The 13,558-nt window shown below is 72.0% G+C and carries 12 protein-coding genes; 4 read left to right on the forward strand and 8 right to left on the reverse strand.

The features are described from left to right. Positions 1-128: 128 nt before the first annotated feature. A complete protein-coding gene (locus tag L0965_RS01325; protein ID WP_101305388.1) occupies positions 129-773 on the reverse strand; it encodes a metal-dependent transcriptional regulator in 645 nt (214 codons plus the stop codon). A 23-nt stretch (positions 774-796) separates the two neighbouring features. Next, a complete protein-coding gene (locus tag L0965_RS01330) occupies positions 797-2,101 on the reverse strand; it encodes an Nramp family divalent metal transporter (protein WP_232783975.1) in 1,305 nt (434 codons plus the stop codon). 174 nt (positions 2,102-2,275) lie between these two features. Between L0965_RS01330 and L0965_RS01335 the strand changes: the two genes are divergently transcribed. Then, a complete protein-coding gene (locus L0965_RS01335; RefSeq protein ID WP_101305389.1) occupies positions 2,276-2,935 on the forward strand; it encodes a TrmH family RNA methyltransferase in 660 nt (219 codons plus the stop codon). Positions 2,936-2,948: 13 nt separating this feature from the next. On the opposite strand, the gene L0965_RS01340 is transcribed toward L0965_RS01335, so the two are convergent. Continuing rightward, positions 2,949-4,268 (reverse strand): MATE family efflux transporter, encoded by a 1,320-nt coding sequence (locus tag L0965_RS01340; protein WP_101305390.1) that lies wholly within the window; start codon positions 4,266-4,268, stop codon positions 2,949-2,951. 67 nt (positions 4,269-4,335) lie between these two features. Here L0965_RS01340 and L0965_RS01345 point away from each other — a divergent pair, with 67 nt between their 5' ends. Genes L0965_RS01345 through L0965_RS01355 form a run of 3 tightly spaced genes read left to right on the forward strand, consistent with a single transcriptional unit; the run spans position 4,336 to position 9,086 of the window. Further along, positions 4,336-6,138 carry a lipase family protein gene (locus L0965_RS01345; RefSeq protein ID WP_101305391.1) on the forward strand — a complete coding sequence of 601 codons (1,803 nt, stop codon included), beginning with the start codon at positions 4,336-4,338 and terminating at the stop codon, positions 6,136-6,138. Between the two features lie 42 nt (positions 6,139-6,180). Continuing rightward, the gene (locus L0965_RS01350) at positions 6,181-8,190 is read left to right on the forward strand and encodes a M13 family metallopeptidase (RefSeq protein WP_101305392.1); all 2,010 of its coding nucleotides are present in this window, start codon (positions 6,181-6,183) and stop codon (positions 8,188-8,190) included. Further along, complete coding sequence (locus L0965_RS01355) at positions 8,187-9,086, forward strand: serine hydrolase (protein ID WP_232783976.1); 900 nt, start codon at positions 8,187-8,189, stop codon at positions 9,084-9,086. Before L0965_RS01350 ends, L0965_RS01355 begins: the two co-directional genes overlap by 4 nt. 184 nt (positions 9,087-9,270) lie before the next feature. On the opposite strand, the gene purU is transcribed toward L0965_RS01355, so the two are convergent. The 5 genes from purU to L0965_RS01380 form a co-directional block, all read right to left on the reverse strand. Next, positions 9,271-10,152 (reverse strand): formyltetrahydrofolate deformylase, encoded by an 882-nt coding sequence (gene purU, locus L0965_RS01360; protein ID WP_101305393.1) that lies wholly within the window; start codon positions 10,150-10,152, stop codon positions 9,271-9,273. 41 nt (positions 10,153-10,193) lie between these two features. Beyond that, the gene (locus tag L0965_RS01365; RefSeq protein WP_157831549.1) at positions 10,194-10,331 is read right to left on the reverse strand and encodes a hypothetical protein; all 138 of its coding nucleotides are present in this window, start codon (positions 10,329-10,331) and stop codon (positions 10,194-10,196) included. Between the two features lie 5 nt (positions 10,332-10,336). Next, positions 10,337-10,702, reverse strand: coding sequence for a GntR family transcriptional regulator (locus L0965_RS16790; protein ID WP_101305394.1), 366 nt, complete (start codon positions 10,700-10,702; stop codon positions 10,337-10,339). Further along, complete coding sequence (locus tag L0965_RS01375) at positions 10,702-11,880, reverse strand: cobalamin-independent methionine synthase II family protein (RefSeq protein ID WP_101305395.1); 1,179 nt, start codon at positions 11,878-11,880, stop codon at positions 10,702-10,704. The genes L0965_RS16790 and L0965_RS01375 overlap by 1 nt, the downstream gene beginning before the upstream one ends. Before the next feature lie 190 nt (positions 11,881-12,070). Then, on the reverse strand, positions 12,071-13,552 hold the full coding sequence (locus tag L0965_RS01380; protein ID WP_060959677.1) for a peptide MFS transporter: 1,482 nt from the start codon (positions 13,550-13,552) through the stop codon (positions 12,071-12,073). Positions 13,553-13,558: the final 6 nt, after the last annotated feature.

Consider the following 13,558-nt stretch of genomic DNA (forward strand, 5'->3'; position numbering starts at 1 on the left):
CGACCGTGTCCCACTTATAGCGGGGTGCGTCCCAGATTGTGCGGTGCGGAGGGCCCGCAGGGGACCTCTTTTGGGACATGCCTGTCGCGGACCATCCCTGCCGGGGCGGCGGGCGGGGGCCACCCGGGTCAGGCGGTCAGCCAGACCGCACCGGCCGCGCCGGCGGGAAGCGTCACGGTCGCGCCGTCGTCGACGCGGACGACGTCGGCTCCCGCGACCACGAGGCGGTGCCCCACATCGATGCCCGCTCCCTCCAGCGCCCGCAGCAGCTCGGGATCGCGGTCGCTGACGCGGAGCACCTCGCCGGTGTGGCCCAGGTCGGCGGCGGCCAGGAGCACGAACGGGAGGCGGTGGACGTCGCCCGCGGCATCCGGGATCGCGTCGCCGTGGGGGTCGAACCGGGGGTGACCCAGTCGCTCGTCGATGCCCGCGAGCAGCCGGTCGCTGATCGTGTGCTCGAGGACCTCCGCCTCGTCGTGCACCTCGTCCCAGGCGTAGCCGAACTCCTGCACGAGCCACGTCTCGATGAGGCGATGTCGGCGGATGATGGATGCCGCCCGGAGCCGACCCGCCTCGGTGAGGGACACCGGACCGTACGGGCGGTGGTCGACCAGGCCCAGGCCGACGAGCTTCTGCACCATCTCGGTCACCGTCGAGGGAGCGAGCTTCAGCTCGGATGCCAGCTGCGACGACGTGATCGGCGTGGTCTGCCACTCGGTGTGGTGGTAGATCGTCTTCAGGTAGTCGTCGATCGCGACGGAGTTCGCAGCCACGTCTTCAGGCTAGCGCGCCGGGACTATCCGCCCGACAGCACGAGCCACAGCAGCACGGCGTTCAGCGCCACCAGGAACGCCGAGGCCAGCGCGCCCGCGACGGTCGTCCACCAGCGGTTGCGGTGCGCGCCGAGCACGTCGCGCCGCGCCGTCAGCGCGACGAGGGGGATGAGCGCGAACGGGATGCCGAAGCTCAGCACCACCTGGCTGAGGATCAGCGCCCAGGTCGGGTCGACCCCGAGCGCCAGGATCGCGATGGCCGGCACGAGGGTGACGAGCCGCCGCGCGATCAGCGGCACGCGGATGCGCAGCAGTCCGTGCATGATCTCGGCCCCCGCATACGCGCCGACCGCCGTGCTGGCCAGCCCGCTCGCGAGGAGGCCGACGGCAAACATCGTCGCGACGACCCCGCCGAGGCCGGCGGAGAGGGCGGCGTACGCACCCTCGAGGCTGTCGGTCCCGGCCACCCCGGCGAGGTTCGCCGCCGCCAGCAGCAGGATCGCGAGGTTGACGGTGCCCGCCACGACGAGCGCGATCGTCACGTCCCACCGGGTCGCGCGCAGCAGGGTCGGGGTCGACTGCGCGCGGTCCTCCGCCCGCGCGCCCGGCGCGGAGAAGCGGTCGCGCGCCAGCGCGCTGTGCGCGTAGATCGCGTGCGGCATGATCGTCGCACCCAGGATGGATGCCGCGAGCAGCACCGACTCGGAGCCCTCGAACCGGGGGACCATGCCCGCGGCGACGCCGGCGGCATCCGGTGGGGCGACGAACACCCCGTAGGTGAAGCCGATGGAGATCACGACGAGCAGGCCGATCACGACGAACTCGAAGCTGCGGGCGCCGCGGCGCTGCTGAACGAGCAGGAGGGCGATCGACACCGCCCCGGTGATGAGCCCGCCGACGGGGAGCGGCACCCCGAACAGCAGCCAGAGGGCGACGGCGCCGCCGATCACCTCGGCGACGTCGGTCGCCATGGCGACGAGCTCGGCCTGCAGCCAGTACAGGCGGCGGGCCCAGGGGGTGCGCAGGCGGGTGCCGAGGGTCTCGGCGAGGCTCTGGCCCGTGACGATGCCCAGCTTGGCCGACAGGTACTGGATGAGCCACGCCGTCGTGTTACCCAGGACGACCACCCAGACCAGCAGGTAGCCGAAGCGCGCGCCGGCGGTCATGTTGCTCGCGACGTTGCCCGGGTCGAGATAGGCGACCCCCGCGACGAGCGCCGGCCCGAGCAACCACGCCGCGCGCCGCGTCCTCGCCGGTACGGCTGCGGGCCGCGCAGGCCGGGTCGCACGGCTACCCGTCTCCAGCGTCGAGGGAGGATTTTTCGGCATGCCGAAAAATTAGCAGAGATTTCGGTGCGCCGAAATCTCGCCCGTCGGAGGTGCGGCGTCTGCGTGACTCCGCCCGAGCGGCGACAGGTGGGGGTGTAACCGGCCGCGAGACCGGCTCGGGCGGAGTTGTGCAGGCCGGAGGGCCGTGACCGGCCGGATCGGTAGCCTGGAGCGATGACCGACCCCGCGCGATCGCCGGATGCCGCGCCCGACGCGGACGGCGAGCCGCAGCTGCCCGTCGGCGTCGGGCCGTGGCCCGGGGGAGCGGACGCCTGGCCCGACGACCCCCGGTACGACCGTGACCTGCTCGCCGACGGCGACCGCCGCAACGTCGTCGACCGGTACCGCTACTGGACCATGGCCGCGATCGTCGCCGACCTCGACGAGCACCGGCATCCGTTCCACGTCGCCATCGAGAACTGGCAGCACGACATGAACATCGGCTCGATCGTCCGCAGCGCCAACGCGTTCGGCGCGGCCGAGGTGCACATCATCGGCCGGCGCCGGTGGAACCGCCGCGGCGCCATGGTCACCGACCGCTACCAGCACGTCCGCCACCACGAGGACGTCGCCGCCTTCACCGCGTGGGCCCGGGAGGCCGCGATCCCCGTGATCGCGGTCGACAACGTCGACGGGTCTCTGCCGGTCGACCGGGCCGAGCTGCCCGAGCGGTGCGTGCTGCTGTTCGGGCAGGAGGGCCCCGGACTGTCGGCCGAGGCGGTGGCGGCGGCATCCGCCGTCGTCGAGATCACGCAGTACGGATCGACCCGCTCGATCAACGCGAGCGCCGCCGCGGCGGTCGTCATGTACGAGTGGTGTCGCCGCTGGGCGTGAGCCGCCGTCGTGCTCAGGCGCCCGCGGTGGTCCATTCCGGCCGCCGCACCCGCCAGCCGAGGGTCGCCAGCCGCGCCAGCATGTACACGCCGAAGAAGCAGATCGCGAGCCACATCAGGCCCGAGGCGCCCGTGGGATGCACGATCCACAGCACCGCGAGCGCGGGGATGTAGGGGACGAGGTTCACCGCTCCGGCCAGCGCCAGGTAGCGCACGTCGCCCGCGCCCATGAGCACGCCGTCGAGGACGAAGACGACGCCGCAGACGGGCTGCGCGACCGCCAGCGCCACGAGTGCCGGCTGCACCAGCGCGGCGACGTCGGGCGAGCCGGTGAAGACGAGACCGATCACCCCCGACAGGGCGCCGATGGCGCCGCCCACGAGCACGCCGAACCACACGCCCCACGCCACGGTGCGGCCGAGGACGCGGCGCACGAACGTCTCGTCTCCCGCCCCGAGCCCGCGCCCGATGAGGGCCTGCGCCGCGATCGCGAGCGCGTCGAGCGCGAAGGCGGCGGTGGAGAAGATCGTGAAGGCGACCTGCCAGCCGGCCAGTTCGTCGGTGCCGAGGGCCGTCGCCGCGAACACCGTGGCCAGGAACGCGGCGCGCAGCGAGACGGTGCGCAGGAACAGCCAGCCACCCGCCCGCGCCGATCCGCGCAGTCCGTCGCGCTGGGGGCGCAGGGATGCCGCGTGGCGCTGGGCCAGCCGGCCCACGACGACGGCGTACGCGCCGACCATGGCCCACTGCGCGGCCACGGTGCCCGCCGCGGAGCCGGCGATGCCCCACCCGAACCCGTAGATGAAGACGGCGTTGAGCAGCGCGTTCAAGCCGAACCCGAGCCCGGCGATCCACAGCGGCGTCACGGTGTTCTGCATGCCGCGCAGCAGTCCCGTCGCGGCGAACACGATGAGCATCGCCGGCAGGCCCCACATCGACAGCTGCAGGTAGATCACGGCCTGCGCGGCGACGTCGGCGCCCGCGCCGAACAGCGAGACGAGCCAGGGGGTCAGCAGCGATCCGGCGACGGCGAGCACGGCGCCCAGGCCGAGCGCGAGCCAGAGGCCGTCGATGCCGGCGCGGACGGCGTTGGTCTGGTCGCCGGCGCCGAATCGCCGCGCGACGGCGGGTGTCGTCGAGTAGGCGAGGAACACCATGAGGCCGACGATCGTCTGCAGCACCGCCGAGGCGATGCCGAGACCGGCCAGCGGCACGACCCCGAGGTGGCCGACCAGGGCCGCGTCGACGATGAGGAAGAGCGGTTCGGCGACGAGCGCGCCCAGGGCCGGAACCGCCAGCCGCAGGATCTCGCGGTTGAGGGTGGGGGTGGCCATACTCCGAGCCTAGGGGCCGCTGCCGACCCCGTCCGGAGGGCGAGCGCGACTCCTCTAGCCTGGATCGATGGCGCGGCACGGCATCCTGCAGGACCTCCCGCTGTGGCGGCTGCACGCGCGGATGCCGGAAGGGCTGCGGATCGCGCTCGCGATCGCGACCGTGGCGCTGGGCGCCGTGATCGTCTGGCGCCCGACGACCGCGCTCGACGTGCTGGCCCTCCTCCTCGGCGGCGGCATGGTGCTCACCGGCGTGCTGGAGGCGAACGGCCGTGCCGAGGAGCGCGGCGGCCGCTGGTGGCGGTGGCCGGTCGCGATCGGCTGGTTCGCCCTCGGGCTGTTCGTGCTCGTGTGGCCCGGGCTCACGGTGCGGGCCGTCGCCGACATCACCGGCATCCTGCTGCTCGTCAACGGCGGGATCGGGGTGCTGTCCGCGTTCCGGGCGGGCCGCGGCTGGGATGAGCGGATCTCGGATGCCGCCTTCGGCGCGACCGGCCTGATCTTCGGCGTCCTGGCGCTCGTCTGGCCCGACATCACGCTGCTCGTCGTCGCCGTCGTGTTCGGGGCCTCGCTCATCATCCGCGGCAGCGTCGACCTGTGGGCGGCGCTCCGCCGGCGCCGCGACGAGCGCCGTGACCCCCGGCGCCCCGCGCCGCAGCGCCGCTGGGGGCGCACCGCCATGGCCCTCGGCTCCGTGGCCCTCGCGGTGACCGTCGCCATCGTGACGACGCCGCTGCGCGACGGCTCCACGGTCGTCGACGAGTTCTACGCCGCTCCGCGCGACGTGCCGTCCGAGCCGGGCCGGCTGATCCGTGCGGAGGAGTTCACGAACGAGGTCCCCGCGAAGGCGCGGGCCTGGCGCATCCTCTACACGACGACCGGCGTCGACGGACGGCTCCGCGTCGCGAGCGGGATGGTCATGGTGCCGCGCGACCGCGCGGAGGGCACACGCTGGCCGGTCGTGCAGTGGAACCACGGCACGACGGGGTTCGCCCAGCACTGCGCTCCCACCCTGCAGCAGCGCCCGTTCTGGGTCGGCGCGATGTACTACCCGCGCAAAGTCGTCGCCGAGGGGTGGGCGATGGTCGCGACCGACTACAGCGGGCTGGGCACCACGGGGCCGCATCCGTACCTGTTCGGCGAGGCGAGCGCGTGGGCCTCGCTCGACGCCGTGCGCGCCGCGTGGGAGCTCGAGGACGCGCACCTCAGCCGCAACACCGTGATCTGGGGCCACTCCCAGGGCGGCGGTGCCGCGCTCTGGTCGGGCGCGCTCGCCCGCTCCTACGCCCCCGGCCTGTGGGTGCGCGGCGTGGCGGCCCTCGCTCCCGCCGTCGATCCGCTGCGGCTCGTGCGCGACGTCTCGCAGGTGGCGGGCGGGACGATCTTCGCCTCCTACGCCTTCGCCGCCTACGAGGCGATCGATCCCGAGGTGACCTACGACCGGTACATCCGCCCGGGCGCGCAGACGGTCGTCCGGGCCATGTCCCAACGCTGTCTGAACGAGCCCACGATGGCGCTGTCGGTGCTGGCGGTCGTCGGACTCAGCGAAGACCGCGACATCTTCGCGGACGACCCCACGACGGGTCCGCTCGGCGCCCGGCTGCGCCAGAGCACCGCCCCCGCGCTCATCGGTCCCCCCGTGTTCGTCGGTCAGGGGCGCGCCGACACGATCATCTCGGTGGGGGCGCAGGACGACGCCGTCGCGCGCATGTGCGACGCCGGCCAGCGCGTCGACTACCGTCGCTACGACGGATACGAGCACGCCCAGATCATGGAGGGCTACGCCCCGACGACCGCCGATCTGCTGGCGTGGACGCGGGCCCGGTTCGAGAGCGAGCCGGTGCCCGACGGATGTACGACGAACGACGGGTGAACACGGATCGCGCGGTCAGAACCGGCGCGTATCCTGTACGGCATGACCGATCCCTCCCTGCGCTCGGGTATCGAGCTGTCCGCGTTGAGCCCCGGCATCCGTCCTCAGGACGACCTCTTCCGCCACGTCAACGGAGCCTGGTTGGAACGCACCGAGATCCCCGACGACAAGGCGCGGTGGGGCTCGTTCCACCTCATCGCGGAGCAGGCCGAGAAGGACGTCCGCGCGATCATCGAGGAGTCGACGGCGGCGGAGCCGGGGACCGAGGCGCGCAAGATCGGCGACCTGTTCACGAGCTTCATGGACACGGAGCGGATCGAGCAGCGCGGCGCCGAGCCCCTGCGCGACCAGCTCGCCCGGGTCGACGCGATCGACTCCGTCCCCGCGCTGCTGCGCACGGTCGGCGAGCTCGAGCGCGAGGGCGTCGGCGGCATGATCGGCGTGTACATCGAGCCCGACCCGGGCAACCCCGAGCGCTACGTCTCCTTCTTCGTCCAGTCCGGGCTCTCGCTGCCCGATGAGAGCTACTACCGGCTGGAGAACTTCGACAAGACCCGTGTCGCGTTCCGCGACTACGTGCAGACGATGCTCGCGCTCGCCGGCGTCGACGCCGCGGGCGAGGATGCCGGGCGCCAGGCCGACCGGGTGCTCGCGCTCGAGACCGAGCTGGCGACGCACCACTGGGACAACGTGCGCACGCGCGACGCGGTCGCCACCTACAACCTCATGACCTGGGATGAGGTGCAGGGGCTCGTCGGCGTCGACCTCGATCCCTGGCTCGACGCCGTCGCGCCGGGGCGCCGCGATGGGTTCGCCGAGATCAACGTGAATGAGCCGAGCTACTTCTCCGGCCTCGGCGGCCTGCTCGTCGAGGACCGCCTCGACGACTGGAAGGCCTGGCTGCGACTGCACGTCGTGCGCGCGTCGGCGGCGTTCCTGTCCGATGCGTTCGTCGAGGCCAACTTCGCCTTCTACGGCACCGAGCTCACCGGCGTCCCGGTCAACCGTGAACGCTGGAAGCGCGGTGTCGGCTTCGTCGAGGCGGCCATGGGCGAAGCGGTCGGCAAGGTGTACGTCGATCGCCATTTCCCGCCGGCGGCCAAGGAGGCGATGGACGAGCTGGTGGCGAACCTCATCGAGGCCTATCGCGCGTCGATCGCGACGCTGGAGTGGATGACGCCCGAGACCCGCGACCGTGCGCTGGAGAAGCTCGCCGCCTTCACGCCCAAGGTGGGCTACCCGCAGAAGTGGAAGGACTACACCGCTCTGGAGGTCGACGCCGCCGACCTCATCGGCAACGTCCGCCGCACCAACGCGTGGGAGCACGAGCGGCAGATCGCCAAGCTCGGAGCACCCATCGACCGCGACGAGTGGTACATGACCCCGCAGACGGTCAACGCGTACTACAACCCGCTGATGAACGAGATCGTCTTCCCCGCGGCGATCCTGCAGTACCCGTTCTTCGAGCTCGATCGGGATGCCGCGGCCAACTACGGCGGCATCGGCGCCGTGATCGGCCACGAGATCGGCCACGGCTTCGACGATCAGGGGTCGGCCTTCGACGGCACCGGCGCCCTCCGCGACTGGTGGACCGACGAGGATCGCGCGGCGTTCCAGCAGCGCACGGCGGCCCTGATCGCGCAGTACGACGAGCTCGTGCCGCAGGGTCTCGCCGCCGAGCACCACGTCAACGGGGCGCTCACGATCGGCGAGAACATCGGCGATCTCGGCGGGCTCGGCATCGCCATCAAGGCGTACCGGCTCTCGCTGGGTCTGGACAGCGGCGCCGACGTCACGGACGACAGCGCCGACGGGCCGGTGATCGACGGTTTCACCGGCATCCAGCGGCTGCTGCTGAGCTGGGCGCAGATCTGGCAGCAGAAGGGGCGCGACGCCGAGACGATCCGTCTGCTGACGATCGACCCGCACTCGCCCAACGAGTTCCGCTGCAACCAGATCGTCCGCAACGTCGACGAGTTCTACCGGGCGTTCGACGTCGCCGAGACCGACGCGCTGTGGCTGGACGCCGACCAGCGCGTCACGATCTGGTGACCACCGCATCGCCGCGGCGGGGGGAGCGCCCCGCATCCCGCCGCTCGCCGCGGCGATCCGGCGGGCGGACGCGATCGTTCTCGACGGCGCTCGCCGCGCTCGACGCCGTGGCGGCCGCCGGTGCGCAGGTCTCGGTGTGCGTGACCGACCTCGACTCGGGCGAGACGGTGCTCGCCGGCGACGCCCACCTCGTGCTCCCCGTGGCGGGCATCGGCGTCGTGCCGCTGCTCATCGAGGTGGCCGCGCAGATGGATGCCGGCACGCTCGATCCCCTCGAGATCATCGAGCGCACGTCGGTGCCGCCGGTCACGGTCGGCGGCCTCTGGCACCGGCTGGCGGCGCCCGCCCTGCCGGTGCGCGACCTCGCCGTGCTGGCGGCGGCGGCGTCGGACGCGGCCGCCGCGAACGCCCTGCTCGAGCGCGTCGGGCTCGACGCCGTCCGTGCGCGCGTCGAGCAGATCGGTCTCGTCAAGACGGCCCTGATCGACGGCTTCCGCGATCAGCGCGGCCTCGACGACGCCCCGCACGTCGGCCTCGCCTCGACGGGAGAGCTCGTCACCCTCTTCGCGGGCCTCGTGAACGCCCAGGTCGTCTCACCGGCGGTGAGCGCACAGGTGTCGGAGTGGCTGAGCCTCAACCAGGATCTGGCGCTGGTCGCCGCGAGCACGGCGCTCGACCCCTTCGCGCACGACGACGACCGCCACGGTCTGCTCTTCGTCAACAAGACCGGCCGGGGCGACGGCATCCGCGCCGAGGCCGGAGTCATCGCCGGGCCGCGCTCCGGCGCCGCCTACGCCCTCATCGTGTGCTTCGACGATCTGTCGGTCGCGCACCGGCTGCGCGCGCACGAGGCGTTCCGTGCCCTCGGGCTCGACCTCATGGAGTACGTGTACTGACGCCGGCCGGGCCGGGCCGCCGCTCAGGCCCGTGACGTTCGTCGGGGATTCCGGGCGCGTCGGCGCCGCGGGCGGCCTGCCGGGGTCGTCTGGAGCCAGAAGTCCGACGATCGTCACGGCGTGGGCGGGGCGGGGCGGGTCGCCGGGGTCGGGCCGTCACCTGCCCGCCGGGCCGGGCCGCCGCTCAGAAGACGATCGTGTGGTTGCCGTGGCGGATGACCCGGTCCTCGGCGTGCCACAGCACGGCACGTGAGAGCACCTGACGCTCGACGTCCGCACCGCGCCGAGCGAGCTCCGCCGACGACTCGGCGTGGGTGACCCGCACGGTGTCCTGCTCGATGATGGGTCCCTCATCGAGATCGCCCGTCACGTAGTGCGAGGTGGCGCCGATGAGCTTGACGCCGCGCTCCTTGGCCTTCTTGTAGGGCTCGGCGCCGATGAAGGCGGGCAGGAACGAGTGGTGGATGTTGATCACGGGCACGCCGAGGCGTTCGAGGAACTCGGGCGAGAGGATCTGCATGTAGCGCGCCAGCACGACGAAGTCGACGTTGCCGACGAGAAGCTTCAGGATCTCCTCCTCCGCCGCCGACTTGTCGGGGCCCGCGACCGACGGCACGTGGAAGAACGGCACGCCGAAGCTGCGGACGTCCTCGGCCGTCGTCGTGTGGTTCGAGATCACCATGGGGATGGTGACCGGCAGGTCGCCGCGGCGGTGGCGCCACAGCAGGTCGAGCAGGCAGTGGTCCTGCTTCGAGGCGAGGATGGCCATGCGCTTGGGTACCGACTGATCGGTCAGCGACCACTCCAGCTCGAAGCCCGCGAGGGTCTGAGCGATGTCCGCCTCGATCGCGGGGCGCTCGAGGGCGAAGTCGGGGCGGTGGAACACGACCCGCTGGAAGTACGCGCCGCCGCGGTGGTCGTCGGAGAACTGGTCGAAGGCGACGATGTTGCCGCCGATGCGGGTGATCATCGCCGATACGGCCGCGACGATGCCGGGCTTGTCGCTACCGTGCACGATGAGGCACGCGTGGTCGGCGGGAAGGTGGGGATCGTGCACGGGAGCCATGGATCGATTCTGCCGGATCGGCGCCCGTGTCTCGTGCGCGCTCACGGGATGCCGTGCAGCACGCGGATCAGCCGCTCGACCCGCTCCACGTCGCGCGTCACGATCGCGGTGCGCAGCTCGGCGCACTCGACATGCTGCACCTCGGTGGCGACGCGGCGCAACGGTCCGCGTCCCAGCACCCGCGTCAACGCGATCGCGGCATGGCCATGTGCGCGGCGACCCCGGCCATGTAGCCGGCGAGCTCGCGGTGGTGACGGACCATTGCCTCATCGACCGCTGTCACGCGGGTGAAACGGCTGGGTTCGATCTCGACCAGGCCGATCCGCTCCAGGCGCATCAGTGCTTCGCGGACGGGTGTGCGAGAGACGTGGAGTCGCTGCGCAAGCTCGCGATCGCGCAGGGTGCTGATCCCCCCGCTGCGCCGTACTCGCGGGCCGTCGACGGTGTCGACGCGGACCCGACCTGCTTCCGATTCGATTCTGTCCCGCCTCGCCGGAGCGCAGCCGATATTCCGGCATGAAACGTCCCGGGGGACGCGCCGGAGTGCCATCAGGCGCGGCGGGCGCCCTCGCCGAGCGTCTCGAGCTTCGCCCAGGCGATGTCGGGGTGGAGGCGTCCACCGAGCCCGCAGTCGGTCGAGGCGATGACGCGGTCGGCACCCACGATGTCGGTGAACCGGCGGATGCGCTGCGCGACGAGCTCCGGGTGCTCCACGACGTTGGTCGCGTGGCTGACGACGCCGGGCACGAGCACCAGGTCGTCGGGCACGGCGGCATCCGCCCACGCACCGAACTCGTGCTCGTGGCGGACGTTGCCGGCCTCGAACGAGATCGAGCCGACGTTCGCCTGCAGTACGACGGGCAGGATGTCCTTCAGCTCGATGTCGGTGGTGTGCGGCCCGTGCCACGACCCCCAGCACAGGTGCAGGCGCACCTGCTCCTTGGGGAGCCCGGCGATGGCGTGGTTGATCGCGTCGATGCGGATCTTCGTGAAGGCCTGGTAGTCGGCGATCGAGGGTTCCGGGTTGATCTGGTCGAAGTTCTCGGCGAGCGACGGGTCGTCCAGCTGCAGGATGAGCCCGGCGTCGACGATCGCGCGGTACTCCTCGCGCAGGGCGTCGGCCCACGCGAAGATGTGCTCCTCGTCGCCGGCGTAGTACTCGTTGCGCACGCGCGCCGCAGACCCGGGCGCGATGGCCGTGAGGAAGCCCCGCTCGCCGTCCCGGAGGGCGCCGGTGAGGTGACGGATGTCGGATGCCACGGCATCGTGACCCCGGTACGCGAGCGGTCCGGTCGTCGTGGGGAACGCGGTGGCGGTGCGCCCCGCCTCGACGGCCTCGGCGTAGACGGCCGGGAACAGCTGCCGATCGCGGCGGTCGAGGAAGCTCGTGAGGCGGATCTCGCCGGGCGCGGAGCGCACCGGCGGCTCGTTGAACGCGTTGACCTCGGTGAGCGACAGGCCGCTCACCCGCTGGAACGAGTACGACCACCAGGCGCCGTAGTCGACCGCGTTCGACATGGCCTTGCCGAACTCGCCGTCGCCGACGAGGGTGATGCCGGCGGCGCGCTGACGCTCCACGACGTCCGCGACCGCCTGGGCGGTCAACGACTCGAACGCGGGCGTCGACTGCAGCGTGAAGCCGTCGTCGGCGAGGGTGCGCGAGGCGTTCGCCTCGATGAGGGCGGCGGTGCGGGGCAGGCTGCCGGAGGTCGTGGTGGCGACGGACATGGGTCTCCTCCTGAGGACGATGGCCCGCGGGGCGGGCGAGTGTCAGAATGCTCTTGCAGCGGCGAGGGGCGCAGGCTGCTCAAGGCGGAGGCTTCCGGTTTTCGAGCCACCGCCAGGATACGGCGACCGGCGCCGTCCGCGCGGACGTGTGACGTCGGGTGACACCCGCGTCCGGTGGGCGGATGCCGCCTCAGCGCACGCCGCGCATGAGCCGGAGGACCGGCTTCGCGAAGAGCAGCAGCAGCACGCCGACGCCGATCGCGATGAGGCCCAGCACGGAGAAGTAGGGCACCTCGTCGTCGGGGTCGTAGAGGGTCGCGAGCTGGCCGGCGATCGCGGTGCCGAGCGCCACCGACAGGAAGAACAGCGCCACCATCTGGGTGTGGAAGGCCTCGGGGGCCAGCTTGGTCGTCACCGACAGGCCCACCGGCGAGAGCAGCAGCTCCGCCACGGTGAACACGAACAGGATGCCGACGATGGCCAGCAGCGGCGTCGAGTTCTCGCCGCCGCCCGCGAAGGGCAGGAACAGCAGGAACGCCGCGCCCATCACGATGGCGGCGACGCCGAACTTCACCGGAGTGGCGGGTTGGCGCGCGCCGAGCTTCGTCCACACCGCGGCGAAGACGCCGGAGAGCACGATGATGAACACCGGGTTGATGGAGTTCACCCACGACACCGGCATCTCCCAGCCGAACAGGTCGCGGTTCAACCGCTTGTCGGAGTAGACCGTCAGCACCGTGAACTGCTGCTGGTACAGCGACCAGAAGGCGACCGAGGTGAGGAACAGCGGCACGAATCCCCACACGCGGCTGCGCTCCTCGGCATCCACCCGGCGGCTGGACAGGATGACCGCGAAGTAGGCGATCGCCGCCCCGATCACGGTGACGATCACGATCAGGGCGAGGTTGTCGGCGCGGATGACGCCGAGCAGCACCAGGACGACGATGAGGACGACGCCGGCGACCGCGATGCCGATCATCAGCGGGTAGCGCTCGCGCGGCAGCGGGTTGGGCACCGCGCGTGCCTCGGCGGGCAGCTGGCGGCGGCCGAACGAGTACTGCACGAGCCCCAGGGCCATGCCGACGGCGGCCAGGCCGAAGCCCCAGTGGAAGCCGAGGCTCGACTGGAGGAGGCCCGTCAGCAGCGGCCCGGCGAACGCGCCCAGGTTGATGCCGAGGTAGAACAGCGAGAATCCGCCGTCGCGGCGGGTGTCGTCCGGGCCGTAGAGGGTGCCCACGACGCTGGTCGCGGTGGCCTTCAGCCCGCCGGAGCCGATCGCGACGAGCACGAGGCCCACGCCCACGCCGACGAAGCCCGGCAGCAGCGCGAGGGCGATGTGGCCGGCCATGATGACGATCGCGCTGAGGAACAGCACGCGCTCCGCGCCCAGGATCCGGTCGGCGATCCAGGCGCCGAGGATCGTGGAGAGGTAGACGGCGCCGCCGTACGCGCCGACGATGCCGGCGGCTACGCCCTGATCGACGCCGAGGCCGCCCTCGCTCACCGAGTAGTACAGGTAGATGAGCAGGATGCCCTGCATGCCGTAGAAGCTGAACCGCTCCCACATCTCCACACCGAACACGTGGGCGAGCGCCCACGGCTGGCCGAAGAACCGGGTGTCGCGGTCTCCGGAGGACGCGGGCGCGGGCAGGACGGGCTGGCGCGGACTCATGGTGCG

It is taken from the genome of Microbacterium sp. NFH-22A-Y, assembly GCF_021401375.1.
Taxonomy (GTDB): Bacteria; Actinomycetota; Actinomycetes; order Actinomycetales; family Microbacteriaceae; genus Microbacterium; species Microbacterium hominis.